The organism is Nonomuraea sp. B12E4, assembly GCF_039871825.1.
GTDB lineage: Bacteria > Actinomycetota > Actinomycetes > Streptosporangiales > Streptosporangiaceae > Nonomuraea.
Map to the genome: position 1 here is coordinate 191,170 of NZ_JBDPME010000011.1, position 21,106 is coordinate 212,275.

Consider the following 21,106-nt stretch of genomic DNA (forward strand, 5'->3'; position numbering starts at 1 on the left):
CAGCGTTTGATCGCCTTCATCGGCCCGGCAGGCGCCTCCCCGGCGGACGGCCCAGCCTCCGCCCTCGCGGCCGGCGGACGCCGGCCCCACCTTTCACGCACGCCCACTGCCACTCCGGCGTGCCTTCGATCGATCGAGAGGACACACGCATGATCGGCATGCCCGGAAACGGTCCGGCCCCGCGTTCCGTGGGGGAGGGCGGCCTGCCCCGGCAGTTCGCCCGTACCAGGCGGTTCAGCCTTGGGGCGCCCGCCGCGTTCACCGTGTCGGCGGACGGCGCGACCGTGTTGTTCCTGCGCAGCCGGGGCGGCGCCGACCCGGTCGACTGCCTGTGGGCGCTGGACCCGGACTCGGGTGCCGAGCGGCTGCTCGCCGACCCGGCGGAGCTGCTGGGCGGGGGGACGGCCGGGATCTCCGGGTACGCCACCGACGAGGAGGGCCGGACGGCGGCCTTCGTGTTGGCCGGGCGGCTGTGGGTGGTGAACGTCACCGAGGGCGCCGGGCGCGAGCTGCCGGTTTGCGGCCCTGTGAGCGACCCGCGCCCCGATCCTGCGGGCCGGCGCGTCGCGTACGTTAGCGGCGGCGGCACCCTCCGCGTGACCGAGATCAACCGCCCGGCCGACCACGCCGTCGCGGTGCCGGACGGGCCCGAGGTCCGGTTCGGCGTCCCGGAGTACGCGGCGTCGTCCATGGGCCGCACGCGGGGCCACTGGTGGTCGCCCGACGGCGAGCGGCTGCTGGTGGCCCGGGTGGACGAGGCCGCCGTGCCCCTGTGGTATGTGACCGACCCCGCCGATCCGGCCCGCCCGCCGCGCCCGGTGCGCTACCCGGCCGCCGGGGAGGTCAACGCCGACGTCACGCTGTGGATCGTGGCGCTGGACGGCACGCGCACCGAGGTCCGCTGGGACCGGGCGGCCTTCGAGTACGTCACGTCCGCTGGCTGGGACGCCCACGGCCCCTACCTGGCGGTGCAGAGCCGGGACCAGCGCACGGTACGCGTACTCGGCGTGGATCCGGCCTCCGGGCGGACCCACCTGCTGACCGAGCAGCAGGACGCCCACTGGGTGCAGCTCGTCCGCGGCACCCCCGCGCGTACGGCGACGGGCACGCTGGTGACCCACACCGACACGGACGGCACCCGCCGGCTCACTCTTGGCGGCGTCCCCGTCACCCCACCCGGAGTGCAGCTCCGCGAGGTCCTCTCGGTGGACGGCGACACCATCCTGTTCACCGCCTCCACCGACCCCACCGAGACCCACCTGTGGCTCCACCAAGAGGGCGGCGCGGACCCGGTCGAGGGCATATCCCGGGAAGGCGCGACCGGCGGCGGATCCCAGGAAGGCGGTGCGGGCGCGACCGGCGGTCTCGGCGGTGGGTCGGTGGGGTTGCGGCGGGTCAGTGCCGAGCCCGGTGTGCACACCGGTGTGTGGCGGGCCGGCACGCTGGTGCACGTGGTCCGCACCCCGGGTCGGCCCGGTGCCACGGTCACGGTCCGGAGACCGGGCCGGGCCGCCGTCCCGGTCCCCGGCCACGCCGAGCGGCCGGTGCTGAGCCTGCGCGCCCTCACGCTCACCACCACCGAGCGCGAGCTGCGCAGCCACCTGCTGCTCCCGTCCTGGCACCGTCCAGGCGGTCCCCGGCTTCCCGTCCTGGTGGACCCGTACGCCGGCCCGGCCATGCAGCGGGTCACCGCCGAGCAGGCGCCCATGGCGTTCGTCTCCCAGTGGTTCGCCGAGCAGGGCTTCGCCGTGCTCGTCACCGACGGCAGCGGGACCCCGGGACGCGGACCGGAGTGGGAGCGCGAGGTCCACGGCGACATCTTCGGCCCCGTGCTGGACGACCAGGTGGCCGCGCTGCGTGCCGTCGCCGCCCGCTACCCCGACCTGGACCTGGACAGGGTGGCGATCCGCGGCTGGTCCTACGCCGGGACGCTCGCGGTCATGGCCGTGCTGCGCCGGCCCGAGGTGTTTCACGTTGCGGTGGCCGGGGCGGGCACGAGCGACCAGCGCCTGTACGACACCCACTGGAGGGAACGCTTCCTCGGCCACCCCGACCACCACCCGGACCGCTACGAGGACTGTTCCACGCTGCCCGAGGCCGCCGGGCTGGCCCGGCCGCTGCTGCTGATCCACGGCCTGGCCGACGACAACGTGTTCCCGGCCGGCACGCTGCTGCTGTCCGCCGCACTGCTGGCAGCCGGCCGCCCGCACGAGCTGCTGCCGCTGACCGGCACCGAGCACTCGCCCACCTCCGACCCCGACCTCTTCGAGGGCATGCTGCTGCACCAGCTCGACTTCCTCCGCAGGCACCTCTGAACACCCACCCGGCCCTGCCGAGGGCACCGAGCGGGGGTATGCCGGCGCTCGGGTAGACCGGCTCGGGATCGGCTCAGCCTAGGTCCGGATGGGGGACGTAGCGGTCCGGACGGATCAGGGCGAGGACGGCGTCGTCGGCCATCAAGGTGTCCATGTCGGCGATGCGCCACCCGGCGCCGAGCAGCGCGGGAACGAGCGGATGCGTTCCCGGGACCGCCATCCGGGCGGAACGCGCCCGAGTGCCGGCAAGGGCGCCGAGCACCGCGTCCGCGCAGTCCTGCGAGGTTTCCCCACCGGCCGGCCCGATCACGACGTCGGGGCCGGTCAGGCGGGCGGCGGCGTAACCTCCGTCCGTCGCGTACATGGTGACGCCAGGCAGGCCGGCGTACCAGGCGAGAGTGTCGGAGCGGGCCCCTCCGGAAGCGTGGGCATCCAGTGCCGCGACGTCCTCCGCCCGCACCGGACGCGCCTCGACGTCCTTTGCCCACGTCGGCCGTGCTGCGACGTCCTCTGCCTGGGTCGGCCGTGCCGAGGGCGTGGGCAGTCCCGTGGCCGGTCCGGTCAGGTAGAGCAGTGGGGTCCATGGCCGCAGGCCGTGCCGGACGTAGAGGGCGACGGCGCGCGGGTCGGACGAGGCGAACGTCACCTTCGGCCCGTCCCCTGGCAGCAACTCCGTGAGCAGGGCCCGGCCCACCCCCGAGGACTGGTGCTCGGGCAGCACGAACAGGTCGCCCAGGTGGGTGACGGCGCCACGGCGTAGCGTGCCGCCGAAGCCGAGGGCTCCACCGGCGCCGTCCGGGGCGAGGAGCAGCGCGCCGAAGGAACGCTCGGCGTCCAGGAAGTCGGGCGTTCCCGACCATCCGCCGAGCAGGCCGAACTTCTGGGCGACCTGCCGCACGGCAGGCATGTCATCGGCTGTCGCGGCTCGAACCACTTGTCCCTCCATCCCTGACTCACTGTAGGGGCGCCGGGGCAGCCCGAGGGCTCACGTGCGGGCCAGGAGGAGGGCGACGTCGTCCTCGGAGGAATCCGCCACCATGGCGTCGATCACCGTGTCGCAGAGGTCCTCCAGCGGGAGCCCTCCGGGGGACAGGGCGGCGGATGGCCTGCCGTGCCCGGTCACGTCGCCGACGGCCAGGGCGATCCGGCGGTCAGCCGCAGGCCTGCCGCAGGTCCTCGTACGGTGGAAAACTGTCGACCAGGCCGGCCACCGTCAGCAGCCGGGCGAGCTGGCCGTGCACGCCGATCAGGCGCAGGTAGCCGCCCTGGCGTTCGGCTTCGCGCTGGGCGTGGATCAGGGTGCTGAGCCCGCTGCAGTCGCAGAACTCCAGCCCGCTGGCGTCTATGACGATCTTGGAGTGGCGGCGCTCCAAGAGGTCGGCGCAGGCCTTCCCGAGGGTGATCTCGGTGCTGAGATCGAGCTCGCCCTCCAGGCGGAGAATGTCGCAGCGTCCTGGACCATCGCTGAGGTGCAGCTGGAGCCGGACCATGAGCTTGCCTTCCAGGCTGATTGGCGATGAGCATCGGGTGCGAATCTCCGCCGAAGCGGATGAACCCTACATCGCCCAACCATTCTACCGCCGGGGGCCCCAATCGGCCCGCAGATGGCCCGACATGTCGGATTTGCGGGCCTGGCGGCGGACGGTGCTCCTCGTGGAGCGGAGGGTGAGCGGTCGATCGCCATCGGTATCACCTCGACCGGCGACAGTGCGCGGCAAATGCCGCAAGGCTATCCCGCTGCCCGCCCGTGACGGCCCCTACCGGAAGGCGGCGAGGTGGCGCCGCGCCCAGTCGGCGAAGGTGCGGGGCGCGCGGCCGAGCACCTTTTCCACGTCGGGACTGATCCGGCGCTCGGCGGAGGTGGGCTCGCCGATGATCGCCAGGGTGGTCTCGACCACGGACTCGGGCATGAATCGCGACATCTGCGCGCGCGCCTCCGCGCGGGTCTGCTCGACGAACCGGATCGGCTCCCCGAGCGCGTCCCCGATCGCCTCGGCCCGCTGCCGGGGCGTGACGAGGGCGGGCCCGGTCAGCTCGTAGGTCTGCCCCGCGTGCCCGCTCTCGCGCAGGGTCACGGCGGCGACCTCGGCGATGTCGGCCGGATCGATGAACGGCAGGCCGACGTCACCGAACGGGGCGGCGACGGCCCGCCGGGCACGGATCTCCTCGGCCCAGGCGAAGGTGTTGGAGTCGAAGCCGCCGGGCCGCAGGATCGTCCACTCCAGGCCCGACTGCCGGACCGCGTCCTCGACGGACCCGCCCAGGCTCCCGTGGGAGAGAGAGTTCGGCCGGGTCGCGACTCCCTGGGAGGACAACAACACCACCCGCGCCACCCCGCCGGTCTGCGCGTCCTTGAGGAGGTCCCGCACGACGCCGCCCGGGTCGCCGACCGCTGACACGAGATCCCCCGAGATCAGCAGGAACAGCGCGGCGGCGCCGTGGAGGGCGGGCCGCAGGCTCGCCGGGTCGGCCACGTCGGCGGCGATGGCCCGTACGCCCTGCGGGACGTCGTGCTCGGTGATCTTCCGCGACACGGCCGTCACCGGCTCATCCGCCTCGGCCAGCACCCGCACCAGCGCCCGCCCGACGTTACCCGTGGCACCCGTCACCACAATCATGCCTGTCTCCATTGATAGTTAGTTGGCTGACTCGCTCTAACGGGAGAACCCTACCGCACCCGCCATGTCCATAGTCAGTGGTTTGACTAACTCAAACCAAGGAAGCCAGGAAGATCAGCACAACCCGCGCCCGTCTCCGCCCAGCCGAGATCACCATCCGCGCGGGCACTTGGAGGAGCGGCGGGGGCGGCGGCTCGGGCAGGACCGCCGCCCCCGATGTCTCCGGTGGTTCAGAGGATCCTGATCCCGTCTATGCGGACCCCGCCGGGGTGGTTCGGCCAGGTGAACACGGTGTACTGCGGGATCGGCTGATCAGGCTGCCACCTTCCGTCCCCGAGCCACTGGACGCGGTTGTTGCCAGTCGAGATCCGGGTGACCCACCAGTGCGGCATGGCGTAGTAATCCGTTCCGGCGTTGGCGTAACAGTAGTCGGCTGACCGGTGGTTGGTCTGGTGGATTGTGGCGCGCAGGAAGTCGGTCCGGCCGGCGCATGGGACTTCATTGATCGCGTACGCGGGCGTCGAGGTGGCGACGGTAAGTGAGGCCGTCGCCGCGATTGACGCTAAGGCGGCCAGGACCGCCCGTTTGGCGATTCGTTTCATGGAGGTTCTCCTTTGCTGCGGATTGTGGCAGTGGAAGCATCTGCATTGATGAGTTCGGTGAATATGTCGCGGAGCCGCGTTGCTGCCCCGCCGACATCTCACTGGGCGCCGAACGGTTGCCGCGACCTGCGGCAGTCCCCGCGCGCGTGCGCAGCCGCCTGGTCCAAATCGGCTACCTCCTGGCCGCCGAGGAAAGGACGGAACTGGCAGAAAGGGGCCACGGGACGATCGGCGTAGATGCCTGGGTGTGTGTCTGATCGCCACTCCGGATTCGCCGGTGCGGCGGGCGTTCGTCAGGGCAATGTGGTGTTATGAACAACCTCCTGGCTCGCCTGCTAACACTTGCAAGTTATCACTGTCGTAAACCGATAACAATAGGGAGTTAGCGGAACAATTATCGGTTGTGGCGAATACCGGTTAACATCGATGCATGTGCAGGCCGAATAAGCGGAGGCGATCCTCGACGTTGCGGCGGATCTGCTGGTGCGGGGGCGAAGGGACGCCGTCTCGGCCAGGGCGGTCTGCTCGGCCGGAGGCCGCCCGTGGCTGAGTGGGTGGGCAACTACACCGCTATGCGGGACGCCGCCCCTCACCACGCACCGCGCCCACCGGCCGCGTCCGCCCAACGCGACAGGGTGGTGTCGGGTTGGGTGATAGGGGTGCCGGGTGGGGGGCTGGGCGGGCAAGATCGGAGATGTCGTGTCCCGTGTGGGAAAGGGATCTCATGACCTCGACGGCCGCATCGGCGACATCCACGTCGTTCGACCCCGTCCGCCCGCTGGTAGGGGTCGAGGAGGAGTACTTGGTCGTCGATCCCCGTACCCGGGAGGTGGCGCCGCGGGCCGGGGTGGTGGTCCGGGAGGCCGCCGGCGAGCTCGCTGACCGGGTGTGTACGGAGCTGACGCGGTTCCAGGTGGAGGCCAAGACGTCGCCCTGCGCCGGGCCGGCCGAGCTGGAGCGGGAGCTGCGGCGGATGCGGGCCGTGGTCGCCGCCGCCGCGCGCGCCGAGGAGCTGGCCGTGGTCGCCTCGGGCACCCCCGTGCTGGGCCCCGCGGTGCCGCCGCCCATCACCGAGGACCCGCGTTACGACCTCGGCATCGAGAACTACCGGGCGCTCCACGACGAGCAGGCCATCTGCGCCGGTCACGTCCACGTCCACCTGCCCGACCGGGAGCGGGCGCTGCTGGTCTGCAACCACCTGCGGCCCTGGCTGCCCGCCCTGATCGCGCTCATGGCCAACTCGCCGTTCTGGACGGGCCGCGACACCGGGTACGCGGGCTGGCGCATCCTGTCCTGGAGCAAATGGCCGGTCGCCGGGCCGCCCCCGTACCTGGAGAGCCTCGATCACTTCGAGGGCCTGGTCGCGGCGCTGACCGCGAGCGGGGCGCTGGTGGACCCGGCGACGATGTTCTGGGACGCGCGGCCGTCGTTGCGGCTGCCCACCGTGGAGGTGCGGGTGACGGACGTGCCGGCCTCGGTGGAGGAGTCGGTGCTCCTGGCGCTCCTGGTCAGGGCGCTGGTGACGGTCTCGCTGAGACGGGTGGAGGCCGGGGACCCGGGGCCGCGGCCGCCGCAGGAGCTGCTGCGGGTGGCGTACTGGCGGGCGGCCAGGGACGGGCTCGACGGGTATGGTGCCGATCCGTACACCGGGCGGCAGGTTCCGGCGGCGGAGGTCGTGGAGGGGTTGCTGGAGCACGTCCGACCGGCCCTGGAGGACACCGGCGACCTGGAGGCGGTCCTGCGGAGCTGGCGGTGGCTGCGTGCCGCCGGGAGCGGGGCCGCCCGGCAGCGCGCCGCCCTGAAGGCGCACGGGTCGTTCGAGGGCGTGGTGGACGATCTCGTGGTGCGCTTCCCCGCCTGAGGGCACGCCGGCAGGGCCTCACCGCCCGGGCAGGTGGGTGGACAGGAAGGCGCGCAGCGGGGTGACGTGGCGTTCCGGGTCCCGCCAGCGGGCCTGCACGTCCTCCAGCAGGTGCCGCTCGGCGACCGGCTCGCCGCGCCGCCAGACCCGTACGACGGGATGCAGGAACGCGCACTCGTCGGCGCGTTCGGGGGTCGGGTGCCGCTGGATGGCGAACACGTCGGGGTGGTCGCGGCGCCCCCAGCGCAGGGTGACGGTGAGCAGCAGGTCCTCGTGGCCGAAGCGGGACACGACGTAGTCCTCCGGCAGGTCCTCGTAGTGCCGTGCCGACCGGCCGATCACGTACGCGTCCGACAGGTACTCGAACTGGGTCCACAGCGCCGAGCTGTAGTTGACGCGGTCGAGCACGTGCTCCGTGATCAGGCCGGGGTCGGCGGGCAACTCCTGCGAGCGCAGCGGCACCCCGTCGTAGCGCTCGCGCAACAGCGCGGCCAGCGTGCGCAGGTTGTAGCGGAAGCCGTCGATGAACGCCGAGGAGGCGCGCTTGAAGTCGCGGGCCTGCATGAGCGTGCCCGCGAAGTAGAGGCCGTCGATGTTGGCGGACTGGAAGTCGGGGCGGATGGCCGGGATGCGCCCGTTCGGGGCCAGCTCGGGCCGGCAGGACTCGTCGAACGGCCCGGTGTCCATGGTGAAGCCGGTGCAGCGCAGCACGGCGTCGTAGTCGAGCACCGCCTGCTCGCCGTCGGCCAGCGTGTACGTGATCGCGGCCCGATAGGCCCCGTCCTCGCGCCAGATCCGGTCCACGGTGCACTCCAGGACGGCGTGCAGGGTCTTGAACCAGTAGCTGTCCAGCAGCGCGCCGTACTGGCCGCGTACGTGCCCGGGATGCTTGCTGGTCCACGTCAGCCGCACGGGGCTGGGGCTGGCCAGATGGATCACCGACGCGTACGGCAGCAACGCCTGGGCGGTCTCGAACGCCGAGTTGCCCTTGCCGAGGACGAGCACCCGCTGCCCCGCGTACGCCTCCCCGCCGACGGGCGCGTCCTCATAGCCGGTGGCCAGTTCGATGCCCGGAATGTCGGGCACATACGGGCCGCCCCACCCGGTCGCCACGATCACGCAGTCGGCGCGGTAGACCTCGCCGTCCGTGTGGACGGCGAACCGGCCCCCGGATCTCTCCACCCGCAGCACCGGCGTGCCGTACCGCACCCGCAGCCCGTGCACGCGCTGGAAGTCCGCCAGGTAGCGCAGCAGGTCGTCGGCGTGCGGGAAGTATTCCTGCGAATAGCTCGGGAACATCAGCTCCGGGCCGTCGTTGAGCAGGGAGTTCCAGTCCCAGCGGAGCTGGATCTCGCGGTCCTTCTCGCCGGTGTGCACCTTGTTCAGCGAGATCAGCCGCCGGTGGCGCGGATAGTGGCGGAAGAAGCCGCCGGGCGTGTCCTCCCGCTCCAGCGTGACGTAGTCGGCCCCGGCGCGCTGCAGGAAATAGCTGAGCTGGAGTCCGCCCGGCCCGGCCCCGATGACCAGGAAGCGGTGGTCGTGCGTCACCCGCCGTGTCCCGCCTGCTCGGTCGATCGGGCGGCGGCGGGGTGGCCGTAGCCCCGCGTCACGATGCGCTCGGCCGCCGCGGCGTAGACGGCCGGGTCGTCGGGAGCGTGGGTGTCCAGGCCGTCCACGTACCGGTTGAACATGCAGAACGCGGCCGCGATCAGCACTGTGTCGTGCACCTCCAGCTCGGTGGCTCCCTCCGCTCTGGCGGCGGCGACCAGGTCGCCGGTGACCTCGCGGCCGCCCCGCTGGACGGCGGCCGCGATGGCCAGCAGCGCCCTGAGCTTCGGCGAGATCTCGGCGCCGGCCGCGTCGGCGCGTACCCGGTCGACCAGGTCCATGCCCTCGGGCAACTGGGCGGCCGCGAACGCGGAGTGCGAGGCGGTGCAGTAGCGGCACTCGTTGAGCCCTGACACGTAGGCCGCGATCAGCTCCCGCTCGCCGCGGCTCAGCGTGTTGTCCCCGCGGAGCAGGACCTCGGCCAGCGCGTTCAGCGGCCCCGCGGTCTCAGGGCGAAAGGCGAAGAGGCCCCGAATTCCGGGCTCACCAGAATCGATGGTGACATGGGGCATCAAAGCTCCTCATTTTCAGTTAATGGAGTCGGCCGACCCCTGCATGATCGGGTCGCCGCTCCTCAACTGTCAACGCCGTCCCCGACTCTTCCGCATTTCCCGCATGTGCCGCTGGACACCTCCTTGTATCAAGGATCTACCCCGCGTAAGGTCGCGATCGGCGCTATAAGCCCTGTTTCCGACTGGACGGAATCCATGACCGAAAATCCCCACATCTCTGTCGCCAGCGGTTTCTACGATGCGCTCGCCAAGGGGGACCTGGACATCCTCCGTGGCCTCCTCACCGACGACGTGGTCTTCCACGTTCCCGGCCGCGGCCCGATGGCCCGGGACTACAGCGGCAAGGAAGCGGTCCTCGGCTACCTCTCGCACCTGGCCGAGGCCACGACGAGCACCCTGCGGCTGGAGCCGCAGGACTACCTGGCCGGCTCCGACCGCGTGGCCGTCGTCCTGACGATCCACGGTGAGCGGGACGGCCGCACTCTCAACGACCACGGCCTCCAGCTCTTCCGGCTGAGCGACGGCAAGATCAGCGAACGATCGAGCTTCCCGTACGATCCCTACTCCGTCGACGAGTTCTTCGCCTGACGGGCGGCAGGGGCGCCGGACGGGGCCGGGCGGGCGGCCCCGCGGTCTTCGGCGCGGCTCAGCAGGCCTCGTCCAGCGCCTCCTTCCAGGTCGCCACGTATCCGCCGGTCAGCCGGGCCCGTTCGGCGTAGTGCTCGGGGTCGTCGCAGGCGAGCGTGGCCAGCCCGTCCACGTAGCGGTTGTACATGCAGAACGCCGCCGCGATCAGCACCGTGTCGTGGATCTCGTCGTCCGTGGCCCCCTCCAGCCGGGCCGTCTCCACGAGTTCGGCGGTGACCTCCTGGCCGCTGCGCTGCACGGCTGCCGCGATCACCAGCAGTGCCTTGAGCTTGGCCGGGACGGGGGCGTTCGGCAGGTCGTCGCGTACCTGGTCGACCAGCGTCATGCCGCCCGGGACCCGGATGGCGGCGAAGGCCGCGTGCGTGTGGTAGCAGAACCGGCAGCGGTTGAGCGACGACACATAGGCCGCGATCAGCTCGCGCTCCCCGCGGCTCAGCGTGCCGTCACCACGGAGGAGCACCTCCGAGAGCAGGTTCAGCGGCTCCGCCGTGTCCGGCCGGTAGCGGAACAGGCCGCGGATTCCCGGCTCGTCCGAACGCAACTTGATGTGGGCGGCTTTGCCGCCCCGGTGATTAACGAATTCCCGCCAGCGTGGTGGCCAATTCGCCGTTTTGCGGGCACCCGAAAAAGCAACATCCGCCATATTCGCACCCTTCGGTATCGGAGATGTTCCGGTGTTTACAGCGTGCGGTGGGCAGGTCTCCCGAATCGGCCCGCGAGCGGCCAGGAATGTGCAGCCAGATGACCGCTTCCTGCCACCTGCCGCGATTCGCGAGGGGTGTCACCGCACGTCTCCGAAGGGGCATGCGGGCTCAGGGCCGGAGGTCGAGCAGCAAGGCGCGATGGTCGGAGACCTCTGGCGCCGCCAGGACCTCGAACCGCTTGACGGCGGCGGGGTCGGAAACCAGCAGATAGCTCGCATGCCGTACGGGCTTGAGATAGCGGGAGGTCCTGGTGTCGGCCTCCTGGACCAGGTCGACCAGCCCGATCTCACCGAGGATCCGGAACGTCTCGCTGCCGGGCAGCAGGTTGAGGTCGCCGCACACCACGGTCAGGTCGCCGTCCTCGCGGGCGCCGGTGACGAGCTCCGCGAGCCGCTCGGCCTGTGCGCGGCGCGCCGGAGTGTCGGCCTTCCCGCTCGCGTCCCGCAGGCCGTGCAGGGTGACGACGGTGACGAACCGCTGCGCTTCCGGGTCGAAGACCCGTACGGCGAGGGCGGCGCGGGGGCGTCCGTCGCTCGGCCATTCGTCGCGATGCTCGACGTAACTCCCGTGCACGAAAGCGGTCCGCATGCCGACGACGGGAAGCCGCTCGGCGACGAAGGCGGCGACCCCGAAGTCCTGCCGGTGCGAGCGGCGGTCCCCGTCCTGGGCCTGGACCGGCCCGGAGTCGCTGGCCGCGAACAGGTCCTGGTGGTGGGGGAGGCGTGAGCGGACGTCGGCCAGCAGGTTCGCCCGCTGCGGCAGCGACCGCTCGGCGTCGTCGAACCGGGTCCAGCCGTGGACCGCAGGCGTGCGGGTGACCTCCTGGAGGCACAGGATGTCGCTGTCGCAGGTGTCGAGCCAGCGGGCGAGCTCGTCGAACATCGCTCCGCCCCACGCGTTCAGGGAGATGATCTGCACGTTGACGAACCCTAATACCCCATCGGAGGCGTTCGCCCCGGCGGGGCGCGCGTGATGCCCTTTGTGATAACTTCGGCGGCGCCGTGCACCGCTGCGAACCCGAGGAGGTGAGTCCGATCAACGCTGTGACAGGTCGGGGCTCCCTCCCGTGCATGGTCTAGGGAGCGCCCGCGGCAGGCATCCCGAAAGGCTTGAAACGCCATGCGCTTCACCTCCCTGACGTCGTCGGACGGCGTCACCGAACAGCTCTTCACCCTCGGCGAGATCCCCGGCGTGCTGTGGACGCCGGAAGGCGCCCCCGGTCCTCGTCCCCTGATCCTGATGGGACACGGCGGCGGGCAGCACAAGAAGGCCCCCGGCGTCCTGGCCCGCGCCCACCGCTTCGTCACCGAGGGCGGCTTCGCGGTCGCCGCGATCGACGCGCCCAACCACGGCGAGCGGCCGAAGAACGAGGAACTCGACCGGATCGCGACCGAGCACCAGGCCCGGATCGCCGCCGGCGAGGACACGGCCACGCTGGTCGCCGCCCTGCAGGCGCTCGCGGCCAGGCAGGCCGTCCCGGAATGGCAGGCGGTCCTGACCGCGCTCCAGGAGCTCGGCCAGGTCGGCGCCGGCCCGGTGGGCTACTGGGGCGTGTCGATGGGCTGCGGGCTCGGCGTCCCGTTGGTCGCCGCGGAGCCCCGGGTCGGCGCCGCGGTGCTGGGCCTGCAGGGCTCGCCCGCGCTGGCCGAGGCCGCCACGCGGATCACCGTGCCGGTGCGGTTCCTGGTCCAGTGGGACGATGAGCGGGTGCCGCGGGCCCACAGCCTGGCGCTGTTCGAAGCCTTCGCCTCGGCGGAGAAGACGATGCACGCCAGCCCCGGCAAGCACGGCGACCTGCCGCGGTCCGAGGCCGAGGACACGCTGCGCTTCTTCACCCGGCACCTGGGCTGATCCCCGCCCGCGGTCCACGGCGGGCCCGCCCGCCGAGGACCGCGGACGCCTTCCGGTTCGCCACCGCGCTCAGGGCGGGGGCCTGGGTGACAGTGGCGCCGGGCTAGGCTGAGGCGTGCTGACCGTGACCCGTTCGTCCCGGCGTCGCCGCGGTCGGCAGGCCGGGGGGAGTCGACCCACGGCCCACTATTTGTGAAGCCATTTGCTTACGAAACGGGAAACGATGATCGAGATCTCAGTCCCCGACGGCACGGCGGAAGCCATCCTCGCCCGCCCCGACGACTCCGCCGGCCATCCCGGGGTGTTGCTCTACATGGACGCGATCGGGCTGCGCCCGCGCATCCAGGAGATGGCCGACCGGATCGCGAGCTGGGGGTACGTGGTGCTCGCGCCCAACCTCTTCTACCGCGACGGCTCCGTCGAGGACCTGGCCCCGAAGGGCGACCTGCGCCAGCCCGGCGAGAGGGAGAGCTTCTTCGCCGGCATCGGGCCCCGGATCGGCTCGATGACGCCGGAGCGCGTGCGGGCCGACAACGAGAGCTACGTGAGGACCCTGCGTGCCCTGGACGGCGTCGCCGACGGGCCCGTGGGGGCGGTCGGCTACTGCATGGGGGCCCGGCTCGCCGTCCAGGTGGCCGGCGCGCACCCCGGCGTGATCGCCGCCGTCGGCGGCTTCCACGGCGGCGGCCTGGTCACCGAGGAGCCCGCCAGCCCGCACCTGAGCCTGGCCACGGCACGCGCGGAGTTCGTCTTCGGCCACGCCGACAACGACTCGTCGATGGGGCCGGACGCGATCGAGCGGCTCGGCCAGGCCCTGAAGGACGCCGGGCTGACGGCCGTCAACGAGGTGTACGCCGGGGCGCCGCACGGCTACACGATGTCGGACACGTCGATGTACGACGAAGCCGGCTGCGAGCGTCACTTCACCGCGCTGCGGGCGTTGTTCACCCGCGCGCTCTGAGGCCACCGGCCGGAGCGGCGGGCACTGTTCGCCCGCGCGCTGTGCGGCCGCCGACCGGCCGCGACCCGGCCGCGCGCTCAGGCCGTCGACCGCGGGAGGATGCCGGTCAGGCAAGGCCCGCGTCGTGGGCGAGGAGCGCGATCTGGGTGCGGTTGTCCAGGCCGATCTTGGTCAGGATACTGGAGACGTGGGCCTTCACCGTCGTGATCCCCATGGTGAGATCGGCGGCGATGTCGGCGTTCGTCCTGCCCCGCGCGATCGCCAGGGCCACCTCGCGCTCGCGCGGGGTGAGGCCGGCCAGCGCGGCGCGGGCCCGCTCGTAGGCCCCGGCCTGGGCGACCGTGCGCTCCATCAGCCGCCGGGTGATGCGCGGGGACAGGATCGGGTCGCCCGCGGCGACCCGGGTGATCGCCTCCACGATCCGCGGTGGCGAGGTGTCCTTCAGCAGGAACCCGGCGGCACCGGCGCGGAGCGCGCCCAGGACGTTCTCGTCGGTGTCGAACGTGGTCAGCACGATCACCTCGGGCGGCCGGGCACGGGCGCGGAGCCGGCGGGTGGCGGTGATGCCGTCCACGCGTGGCATACGCAGGTCCATCAGGACGACGTCGGGGGAGTGGGCGTCGGCGGCCGTGACGGCCTCCTGTCCGTCGGACGCCTCGGCGACCACGGCGATCCCGGCGGCACCGTCGAGCATCATGGACAGTCCGGCGCGGACCAGGGCATCGTCATCGACCAGCAGCACGCGGATCACGCCGGCCATGGTAGCCGGGCCTGGAGCCGGAACTCCCCTCCGGTGCTGTGGTGGTCCAGTTGCCCGCCGGCCAGGCGTACCCGCTCGGTGAGCCCGACCAGGCCGAGCCCGCTGCCCGGCGCGATCGGGTCCGCGCCCGCCGGCGGCAGCGGGTTGCGCACGTCGATCAGCAGGGGCGTGCCGGGAGCGCCGCGCAGCAGCACCTCGACCGGCCGGCCCGGGGCGTGCTTGCGGGCGTTGGTCAGCCCCTCCTGCACGACCCGGTACGCGGTCAGGGCCGTGGCCGCCGGCAGGGTGCCGGTGTCGGCGACCTCCTCCTGGAGCCGTACCGGCTGGCCGGCCTGGTGTGCGTCGGCGATCAGGCCGGGCAGGTCGGCCAGCCCCGGCCGGGTCTCCAGGTCGTCGAGCTGGTCGTCCTGCTCCCGGAGCAGGCCGATCACCTGGCGTAGCTCCTCCAGCGCCTGGTGGACCCCGGCGCGCACCACTCCGGCAGCGCGGGCGATCTGGTCGGGGGAGGAGTCCGGGCGGTATTCCAGCGCCCCGGCGTGGGTGGCCACCAGCGACAGGCGGTGGGCCAGCACGTCGTGCATCTCTCTGGCGAGCCGGCGGCGTTCGGCCATGCGGGCCTCGGCGACCCGCCTGCCCTGCTCGGTCTCGGCGCGGCGGGCGCGTTCGCGCAGCGACATGAGCAGGGCGCGGCGGGAGCGGGCCAGCGCGCCCCAGCCGAGCAGCGCGCCGTAGGAGGCGCAGATCAGCAGCAGCCACCACTGCTGGGAGATGCCGGAGTTCGGCCGCCACTGCCCCTGGATCACATGGGCCGCGACGCCCGCCACCGCCACCGCCACCGCGACGGGGAAGCGCCTGCGCTGGGCCACCTGAAGCGCCCCCATCGTCGCCGCCGGTGTGGCCAGCGGGGAGAGCGTGGCCAGGAGGGTGGCGGCCAGCGCCCCGGGCACCGGCCACCAGAGCTGGGCGAGCGCGGCGACCAGGCTCATCGCCGCGACCACGACGTCCAGTCCCCAGGTAGGCTGGCCGGCCAGGCTCCACAGCGTCACGGCGGCCAGCCCGCTCACTCCGACGACCACGATGGCCACCGCGGCCGGATGCGGGCCTCTGAACTCGCTCACCGGCTCAGGGTAGTGGCCGGTACGGCGGCGCCATCACCTACCAAAGTAGGACCCGTACCCCTCCGGGGGAGGGCAGGGCGCGACCGCCCGCCCGATGCGGCGGGCCGGGCCGGCAGGTGAGGATGACCGGCATGAACACCTCCATCAGAAGACTTCTGCTCACCGTGATCGGCTCCCCCGCGGCCGCCCTGGCAGTCTGGGCCCTGGCGGTGCCGATGGCCGGGACGACGCTGACCGTGCGGATGGGCGGCGGCACGCAGGCGGTGGGGCCGGTGTTGGTCGTGGTGACGAGCCTGCTGGCCGGGCTGGCGGGCTGGGGGCTGCTGGCCGTTCTGGAGCGGTTGGCCGCCCGGCCCGGCCGGATCTGGAGGATCGTCGCCCTGGTCGTGCTCGTCCTGTCCCTGCTCGGCCCGGTCGGCAGCGCCGCCGGTCCCGCCGCGACGCTGGTGCTGGTCCTGCTGCACCTGGTCGTCGGCGCCGTCCTCATCCCGGGGCTGGCCCGGCGCGACGAACGCGCCCCGCGGGAAGCCTGACACATGACCGTCACGCGAGCAGGCGGGCGGCGATCCGCCGCCGGCGGGCGCCGGGTCGTGGTGATCACCGGTCTCACCGAGAACGCCATGTGGCTCGGCGCGGCCGTGCGGCGCGCGGTGGAGGAGGGCACCCACCCCTCACCCGGCGTCAACCCCTGAGCCACCAGACCTGGAGCGACAGGAGCAGGCCGGCGGGCGCGTCGAGCGGCTGCCGCGGCACGGCGCCCACCAGCCCGAGCAGCCAGCGGACGACGACGCCGCACCACGCACACCAGCCCGCCCGTGGCCAGCAACCGGCCGGCCCACCTCCCGGCGGCGGGCGGGTTGCCGCGCGCCCTCCGGCGGAACAGCGCGCCGACCGGGTAACCGAGGAACGCGATCAGCATGACGGCCACCACCATGACCTGCAGGGCGCCCGCCTCGTACCAGGCCGGCGCCCGGACCGGCGCGCTCGCGAGCTCCTGGGCGGGCGGGGCGTCCGCGCTCGCCCGGGGCGCGCCGCCGCCGAGGGAGGCGATCCACGACGTGAGGAGCTCCAGGTAACCGGGCGCGAACTCGATGGGCCGGGCGGGGGCGAATCCGTCGGCGCTGCGCCGCAGGTTGTGGTCGGCGCCGCGGATCACCCGCAGCGCGTAGTGCGAGTTGCCGCCCTGGTCCAGTGCCTGCTTGAACAGGCGCACGCTCTCTCCCGGCACGGTCGAGCGGTCGTGCTCGGCGAAGACCGCCAGCAGGGGCTGCCTGACCTGCCGCAGGGTCGCCACCGGATCATGGCCGGTGTCCCCGAACAGGCCCGCGGCCACCAGCATCCGGCTGAGGTTCGCCCCGATCGGCTCCAGCAGGGACCGGGTCACTCCCGCATGCGACAGGTACGTACGGTTGCTCCAGAGCTGCGTCCTGTCGGAGGGCAGCGCACCGGCCCCCGCGGTGATCACGAACCCGACGTCGGCGGAGCGGACCGCGGCGAGCGGGGCCACCCAGCCGCCCTCGCTGTGGCCCCAGACGCCGACCAGCGACGGCTTCACCTCCGGGCGGGCCCGCAGCAGCCGGACTCCGGCGACGGCGTCGTCGGCCAGGTCCGCGAAGGAGCTGGTGGCCCGGGAGTAGCCGGACCGCTTGTCGTAGATCAGCACCACGACCCCGGACCTGGCGAAGGCCTCCGCCTCGGCGCGGTAGGACTCGCGGGACCGGCTACCGGCTCCCGCGATGAGCACCAGCCCGGGGCGCCTGCCGCCCGCGGCGGCGGGCGCGAGCACCGTCCCGTGCAGGCGCACGGCGCCGTTGTGGAAGGTGACCTCGGTGCCGACGAGATCATCGGCCGCCGCCGCGGGCGCGGCCGGGGGCAGCAGCGGGGACAGGATGAGTAGCAGGGCCGCGATCCAGCGGCCTGACGTACGGGATTTGCGTCGGGGCAGCACGAAGTGCTCTCCTTTGCTCGGAGGTCAACACGCATCAAGACCTCGCCGGCAGGCGAGGTGTCATGGCTTCCGCCTCCCTGGGCCGTCGAGTGGCCGCTCGACGGCCCAGGATCAGTCAGGGGTCAGGTGGGCTCCTCCTCGGGCTCGGGGAAGGCGACGAAACGGGTCAGGACAGTACGGGCCTCCGGCGGCGTCTCCTCGGCCGGACGCTGGTATCTCTCCAGCAGTGCCAGGTAGTCCTTGAAGAAGGTGGCCAGCTCGTCCAGGGTCAGCCGGATGGAACCCCGCGAATACGGCACGGCGTCCGCCCACGGCCCCATCCGCCCGCGAACGTGCTGGAATCGGGCGAGGATCTCCGCGTCCTCGGCCAGCCACAGCCGGTTGAGCTCCTCGATCGCCGCCTGCAACTCCGGGCTCTGCCGGCTGGGGAGAGGGAAGAGGACGCTCTTCCGGGTCAGCCGCCACCAGCGCTCCCTGCCGCGGGCCCGCTCCGGGATCTCCTCGACGAAGCCGTGCTCCGCCAGGACCCGCAGGTTGTAGCTCGTGCCTCCGGTGGTGACGTCGAGCCGGTCCGCGAGCACCGTGGAGGTGGCCTCGCCCAGGATCTCCAGCTCGCGCAGGATACGCTGCCGCACCGGATTGGCCAGCGCCTTGGCCATCGCCAGGTCGAGAAATTCATCAGCCACGCTTCCACGATAACTCATGCATGACTTTTCGTGCGTCCCGTCGAGGTGAGATTCTGAGCCCGTCGGCCGTTCCCCTGAGCGTGAGGTGACGCATGACAGGCAACAGCTTGGCCAAGACCCCACAGACGGTGGACGTCGCCGTCGTCGGCGCCGGCATCATCGGCGCGAGCTGCGCGTTCCACCTCGCCCGGCGCGGCGTGCGGGTGGCCGTGCTGGAGTCCTACGAGGGACCGGCGATGGGCAGCTCGGGCCGCTCGTTCGCGGGGGTGCGCGCCCAGTGGACGGATCCGGTCAACATCCGCCTGTCCTGGGCCGGCATCCAGACCTACCGGGACTTCGCCACCCTGCACGGCGTGGACGCCGGCTACCGGCCGCTGGGCTACCTGCTGCTCGTCCCCGAGGACCGCTGGGCGGCCCAGCTCGCGGCCGTCGAGCTGCAACGCTCGCTGGGGGTGGCGGTGGAGGTGCTCTCGCCGGAGGAGGCGCAGCGGCACGCGAGCTTCGTCCCCGATGGGATCGGCGGGTGCACCTGGGGGCCCGGCGACGGGGTGGTGGACCCGCACCTGGTGACGGCGACGTACCTGGCGATGGCCCGCGACCTCGGCGCGAGCGTGTCCTACCGGCGGGAGGTCGTCTCCGTCGACCGGCGGGACGGCCGCTGGGAGCTGGCCACGGCGCAGGGGAGGGTGCGCGCCCGGCAGGTCGTCAACGCGGCCGGGGGCTGGGCCGGCGAGCTGGCGGCGCTGGCCGGGTTGCGGGTGCCGGTGCGGCACGTCAGGCGGATGGTGTTCGCCGGCGCCCAGGGCGCCGTCGAGCGGCCGTCACCGATGACGATCGACGTGGCGAGCGGCTTCTTCCTGCGCGGCGAGGGGGCCCGCCTGCTGCTCGGGCGGGCCAATCCCGCCGAGGCGCCGGGATACACGACCCGGATCGACTGGGACTGGCTGGAGCACGTGCTGGCCTCCGGCGTGCGGCGCTTCCCGTGGCTGGCCGAGGTGCCGATCGACCCGACGGCGTCCTGGGCGGGCACGTACGAGATCACGCCCGACCACCTGCCCTTCCTGGGGGCCATGCCGGGCGCGCCGGGCTGGATCAACGCGTGCGGCTTCTCCGGCCACGGCGTCATGCAGGCACCGGCGGTGGGCCGGCTGATCGCCGAGGAGGCGGTGGACGGGCGGGCGCACAGCATCGACATCGACGCCCTGCGGATCGAGCGTCTGGCGGAGACCGGCACGCGGGGAGGCACCCTGGTCTTCTGAACGCCCGCCTGCCCCGGTCACGGGTGCCGAGGCCCGGCGCTGCCGTGGTAGGCGAACCAGGGCAGGAAGAGCTGGGTGATCGGGCCGACGGCGAGGGCGTACAGCACGGTGCCCGCCCCCACGCTCCCGCCGAGCAGCCAGCCCGCGGCGAGTACGGTGATCTCGATGAGGGTGCGGATGAGCCGGATGGAGAGCCCGGTCACGGCGGACGCGCCGGTCATCAGCCCGTCCCGGGGACCGGGTCCGAAGCGTGCGCCGACGTAGACGGCGACGGACAGTCCGTTGAGGAGGACACCTCCGGCCAGCAGGCCGATCCGGGCAGGGAGGCCGAGATGCTCGGGGATGAGCAGGAGGCCGAGATCGGACGAGCCCGCCAGGACGACGACGTTGGCGAGGGTGCCGAGCGTCGGTACCTGCTTGAGGGGGATCCACAGCAGGAGCACCAGCACGCCGACGACGGCGCTGATCGTGCCGAAGCTGAGGGACGTGTGGCGTTCCAGCCCTTCGTACAGGACGCTCCAGGGGTTGACGCCCAGCGCGGCCCGCACCATCGCCGAGAGGCTGAGCCCGTAGAGGGCGAGGCCGGCGAACAACTGGGGGAGGCGTCTCAGCGGATGCTCGCGCAGGGAGACGTAGCCGAGGTGGGGCGTGGGGCGGCGGCTGCCGCCCGCGAGCACCGCCACGGCGCGATGCCCCAGGCCGCGAGCACGGCGCCGCGTCGCGTCGCGGCTCACGGACGGCCCCCCAGCACTGCTCCGGTGCTCTGCAGCAGCCGGCCTTCGCCGTACGCCAGCGCCGCCGGCGGGAGCTCGGCCGCGCGCCCGCTGCGGATCACGGTCAGGGTGCCCATGGCAGGCGCCTGCGGGGCGGGCCGCGCGCCGATGCGGCGCAGCGCCTGGGCGGCGACCGCGCCGGCCGAGCCGTGCAGCGCGGGCGGCGGCAGGCCGGGCCGGCGCACGGCCGCGCCGATACGTCCGGCGACGAGCTCGTAATGGGTGCACCCCAGGACCACGGCCCGCACGTCGTCCGGGGTGAGCTCGGCCGCGGCGGTCACCGCGAGCCCGACGGCCGCCCCGTCCGCCGCCTCGACCGCGTCGGACAGTCCGGGGCACGGCACTTCGGTGACCCGCACGCCCTCGGCGAACCGGTCGATGAGACCGCGCTGGCAGGGGCTGCCGACGGTGGCGGGAGTGGCCCAGACGGCGACCGGCCCGCCACCCGCGGCCGCCGGTTTGATCGCCGGGACCGTCCCGATGACCGGCAGGCCGGGTTCCAGCCGGGCCCGCAACGCCGGCAGCGCGTGCACGGTGGCGGTGTTGCAGGCGACGATCAGCGCGTCCGGGTGGTGCGCGGCGGCCGCTTCGGCGACGGCCAGGGCGCGGGCGGTGATGTCGGCGGGGGTACGCGGCCCCCAGGGCATGCCGTCGGGGTCCGAGGCGAGCACGAGGTCGGCGTCGGGCCGCAGGCGGCGTACCGCGGCGGCGGCCGCCAGCAGCCCGATGCCGGCGTCCATGAGCGCGATCCTCACCCGGGCGCCGGGAGCCGCCCGCGGGTCGCCCGCGGCGCCCGCCACATGACCGTGCCGGCGTTCGCGCTCGCCGCGATCCGTGATCCCCCGCGCCATGCCAGTGCCCTCCACCGATGCTCGTCGTCAA

Annotated in this window: 21 protein-coding genes and 1 pseudogene; 7 read left to right on the forward strand and 15 right to left on the reverse strand. The window is 72.9% G+C overall.

Translation table 11 applies throughout. From position 1 onward, the window contains the following. The first annotated feature begins 149 nt into the window (after nt 1-149). The gene (locus ABGB18_RS25445) at nt 150-2,315 is read left to right on the forward strand and encodes a prolyl oligopeptidase family serine peptidase (protein WP_347698096.1); all 2,166 of its coding nucleotides are present in this window, start codon (nt 150-152) and stop codon (nt 2,313-2,315) included. 73 nt (nt 2,316-2,388) lie between these two features. Here the strand turns inward: ABGB18_RS25445 and ABGB18_RS25450 are convergent, their stop codons facing one another. The 5 genes from ABGB18_RS25450 to ABGB18_RS25470 all read right to left on the reverse strand — a co-directional run bounded on the left by ABGB18_RS25450 (nt 2,389) and on the right by ABGB18_RS25470 (nt 5,535). After that, a complete protein-coding gene (locus tag ABGB18_RS25450; protein WP_347698097.1) occupies nt 2,389-3,222 on the reverse strand; it encodes a GNAT family N-acetyltransferase in 834 nt (277 codons plus the stop codon). A gap of 78 nt (nt 3,223-3,300) precedes the next feature. Beyond that, complete coding sequence (locus ABGB18_RS25455; RefSeq protein WP_347698098.1) at nt 3,301-3,438, reverse strand: hypothetical protein; 138 nt, start codon at nt 3,436-3,438, stop codon at nt 3,301-3,303. 28 nt (nt 3,439-3,466) lie between these two features. Further along, complete coding sequence (locus ABGB18_RS25460; protein WP_347698099.1) at nt 3,467-3,805, reverse strand: STAS domain-containing protein; 339 nt, start codon at nt 3,803-3,805, stop codon at nt 3,467-3,469. Nucleotides 3,806-4,072: 267 nt separating this feature from the next. Beyond that, nucleotides 4,073-4,933 (reverse strand): NAD(P)H-binding protein, encoded by an 861-nt coding sequence (locus ABGB18_RS25465; RefSeq protein WP_347698100.1) that lies wholly within the window; start codon nt 4,931-4,933, stop codon nt 4,073-4,075. A 230-nt stretch (nt 4,934-5,163) separates the two neighbouring features. Beyond that, nucleotides 5,164-5,535, reverse strand: coding sequence for a beta/gamma crystallin domain-containing protein (locus tag ABGB18_RS25470; RefSeq protein WP_347698101.1), 372 nt, complete (start codon nt 5,533-5,535; stop codon nt 5,164-5,166). A 724-nt stretch (nt 5,536-6,259) separates the two neighbouring features. Between ABGB18_RS25470 and ABGB18_RS25475 the strand changes: the two genes are divergently transcribed. Further along, nucleotides 6,260-7,396: a glutamate--cysteine ligase gene (locus ABGB18_RS25475; protein ID WP_347698102.1), complete on the forward strand. Its 1,137-nt coding sequence runs from the start codon at nt 6,260-6,262 to the stop codon at nt 7,394-7,396. An 18-nt stretch (nt 7,397-7,414) separates the two neighbouring features. On the opposite strand, the gene ABGB18_RS25480 is transcribed toward ABGB18_RS25475, so the two are convergent. Beyond that, a complete protein-coding gene (locus ABGB18_RS25480; RefSeq protein WP_347698103.1) occupies nt 7,415-8,944 on the reverse strand; it encodes an NAD(P)-binding domain-containing protein in 1,530 nt (509 codons plus the stop codon). After that, nucleotides 8,941-9,516: a peroxidase-related enzyme gene (locus ABGB18_RS25485; RefSeq protein ID WP_347698104.1), complete on the reverse strand. Its 576-nt coding sequence runs from the start codon at nt 9,514-9,516 to the stop codon at nt 8,941-8,943. Before ABGB18_RS25485 ends, ABGB18_RS25480 begins: the two co-directional genes overlap by 4 nt. Nucleotides 9,517-9,711: 195 nt before the next feature. Here ABGB18_RS25485 and ABGB18_RS25490 point away from each other — a divergent pair, with 195 nt between their 5' ends. Next, nucleotides 9,712-10,104: a nuclear transport factor 2 family protein gene (locus ABGB18_RS25490; RefSeq protein ID WP_347698105.1), complete on the forward strand. Its 393-nt coding sequence runs from the start codon at nt 9,712-9,714 to the stop codon at nt 10,102-10,104. 58 nt (nt 10,105-10,162) lie between these two features. Here the strand turns inward: ABGB18_RS25490 and ABGB18_RS25495 are convergent, their stop codons facing one another. Next, nucleotides 10,163-10,705: a carboxymuconolactone decarboxylase family protein gene (locus ABGB18_RS25495; RefSeq protein WP_347698106.1), complete on the reverse strand. Its 543-nt coding sequence runs from the start codon at nt 10,703-10,705 to the stop codon at nt 10,163-10,165. Between the two features lie 271 nt (nt 10,706-10,976). Then, the gene (locus tag ABGB18_RS25500) at nt 10,977-11,786 is read right to left on the reverse strand and encodes an endonuclease/exonuclease/phosphatase family protein (protein ID WP_347698107.1); all 810 of its coding nucleotides are present in this window, start codon (nt 11,784-11,786) and stop codon (nt 10,977-10,979) included. 201 nt (nt 11,787-11,987) lie between these two features. On the opposite strand from ABGB18_RS25500, the gene ABGB18_RS25505 reads away from it, so the two are divergent. Together ABGB18_RS25505 and ABGB18_RS25510 are read left to right on the forward strand one after the other, a co-directional pair. After that, nucleotides 11,988-12,719, forward strand: a complete 732-nt coding sequence (locus ABGB18_RS25505) for an alpha/beta hydrolase (RefSeq protein ID WP_347698108.1) — start codon at nt 11,988-11,990, stop codon at nt 12,717-12,719. Between the two features lie 223 nt (nt 12,720-12,942). Beyond that, entirely contained in the window at nt 12,943-13,680 is a 738-nt protein-coding gene (locus tag ABGB18_RS25510) for a dienelactone hydrolase family protein (protein WP_347698109.1), read from the forward strand. 106 nt (nt 13,681-13,786) lie between these two features. Here ABGB18_RS25510 and ABGB18_RS25515 read toward each other — a convergent pair whose 3' ends face one another. Together ABGB18_RS25515 and ABGB18_RS25520 are read right to left on the reverse strand one after the other, a co-directional pair. Then, complete coding sequence (locus ABGB18_RS25515) at nt 13,787-14,440, reverse strand: response regulator transcription factor (RefSeq protein WP_347698110.1); 654 nt, start codon at nt 14,438-14,440, stop codon at nt 13,787-13,789. Next, entirely contained in the window at nt 14,428-15,558 is a 1,131-nt protein-coding gene (locus tag ABGB18_RS25520; protein WP_347698111.1) for a histidine kinase, read from the reverse strand. Before ABGB18_RS25520 ends, ABGB18_RS25515 begins: the two co-directional genes overlap by 13 nt. Nucleotides 15,559-15,689: 131 nt before the next feature. Here ABGB18_RS25520 and ABGB18_RS25525 point away from each other — a divergent pair, with 131 nt between their 5' ends. Beyond that, nucleotides 15,690-16,091 (forward strand): DUF6069 family protein, encoded by a 402-nt coding sequence (locus ABGB18_RS25525; protein WP_347698171.1) that lies wholly within the window; start codon nt 15,690-15,692, stop codon nt 16,089-16,091. Nucleotides 16,092-16,690: 599 nt separating this feature from the next. On the opposite strand, the pseudogene ABGB18_RS25530 reads toward ABGB18_RS25525, so the two are convergent. Together ABGB18_RS25530 and ABGB18_RS25535 are read right to left on the reverse strand one after the other, a co-directional pair. After that, nucleotides 16,691-17,506 (reverse strand): annotated as a pseudogene (locus ABGB18_RS25530) (hypothetical protein); the annotation flags it as partial. Between the two features lie 122 nt (nt 17,507-17,628). Further along, nucleotides 17,629-18,192: a helix-turn-helix domain-containing protein gene (locus ABGB18_RS25535; RefSeq protein ID WP_347698112.1), complete on the reverse strand. Its 564-nt coding sequence runs from the start codon at nt 18,190-18,192 to the stop codon at nt 17,629-17,631. Nucleotides 18,193-18,284: 92 nt separating this feature from the next. Here ABGB18_RS25535 and ABGB18_RS25540 point away from each other — a divergent pair, with 92 nt between their 5' ends. Then, nucleotides 18,285-19,451, forward strand: coding sequence for an FAD-dependent oxidoreductase (locus ABGB18_RS25540; protein WP_347698113.1), 1,167 nt, complete (start codon nt 18,285-18,287; stop codon nt 19,449-19,451). A 17-nt stretch (nt 19,452-19,468) separates the two neighbouring features. On the opposite strand, the gene ABGB18_RS25545 is transcribed toward ABGB18_RS25540, so the two are convergent. Together ABGB18_RS25545 and ABGB18_RS25550 are read right to left on the reverse strand one after the other, a co-directional pair. Then, nucleotides 19,469-20,185 carry a hypothetical protein gene (locus ABGB18_RS25545; protein ID WP_347698114.1) on the reverse strand — a complete coding sequence of 239 codons (717 nt, stop codon included), beginning with the start codon at nt 20,183-20,185 and terminating at the stop codon, nt 19,469-19,471. Further along, entirely contained in the window at nt 20,182-20,979 is a 798-nt protein-coding gene (locus tag ABGB18_RS25550; RefSeq protein WP_347698172.1) for an aspartate/glutamate racemase family protein, read from the reverse strand. The genes ABGB18_RS25545 and ABGB18_RS25550 overlap by 4 nt, the downstream gene beginning before the upstream one ends. Nucleotides 20,980-21,106: the final 127 nt, after the last annotated feature.

Coding starts and splice junctions, on each gene's coding strand:
- ABGB18_RS25445 (WP_347698096.1), top strand. CDS start 150: ATGATCGGCATGCCCGGAAACGGTCCGGCCCCGCGTTCCGTGGGGGAG.
- ABGB18_RS25450 (WP_347698097.1), bottom strand. CDS start 3,222: ATGCCTGCCGTGCGGCAGGTCGCCCAGAAGTTCGGCCTGCTCGGCGGA.
- ABGB18_RS25460 (WP_347698099.1), bottom strand. CDS start 3,805: ATGGTCCGGCTCCAGCTGCACCTCAGCGATGGTCCAGGACGCTGCGAC.
- ABGB18_RS25465 (WP_347698100.1), bottom strand. CDS start 4,933: ATGATTGTGGTGACGGGTGCCACGGGTAACGTCGGGCGGGCGCTGGTG.
- ABGB18_RS25470 (WP_347698101.1), bottom strand. CDS start 5,535: ATGAAACGAATCGCCAAACGGGCGGTCCTGGCCGCCTTAGCGTCAATC.
- ABGB18_RS25475 (WP_347698102.1), top strand. CDS start 6,260: ATGACCTCGACGGCCGCATCGGCGACATCCACGTCGTTCGACCCCGTC.
- ABGB18_RS25485 (WP_347698104.1), bottom strand. CDS start 9,516: ATGCCCCATGTCACCATCGATTCTGGTGAGCCCGGAATTCGGGGCCTC.
- ABGB18_RS25490 (WP_347698105.1), top strand. CDS start 9,712: ATGACCGAAAATCCCCACATCTCTGTCGCCAGCGGTTTCTACGATGCG.
- ABGB18_RS25505 (WP_347698108.1), top strand. CDS start 11,988: ATGCGCTTCACCTCCCTGACGTCGTCGGACGGCGTCACCGAACAGCTC.
- ABGB18_RS25510 (WP_347698109.1), top strand. CDS start 12,943: ATGATCGAGATCTCAGTCCCCGACGGCACGGCGGAAGCCATCCTCGCC.
- ABGB18_RS25515 (WP_347698110.1), bottom strand. CDS start 14,440: ATGGCCGGCGTGATCCGCGTGCTGCTGGTCGATGACGATGCCCTGGTC.
- ABGB18_RS25525 (WP_347698171.1), top strand. CDS start 15,690: ATGAACACCTCCATCAGAAGACTTCTGCTCACCGTGATCGGCTCCCCC.
- ABGB18_RS25540 (WP_347698113.1), top strand. CDS start 18,285: ATGACAGGCAACAGCTTGGCCAAGACCCCACAGACGGTGGACGTCGCC.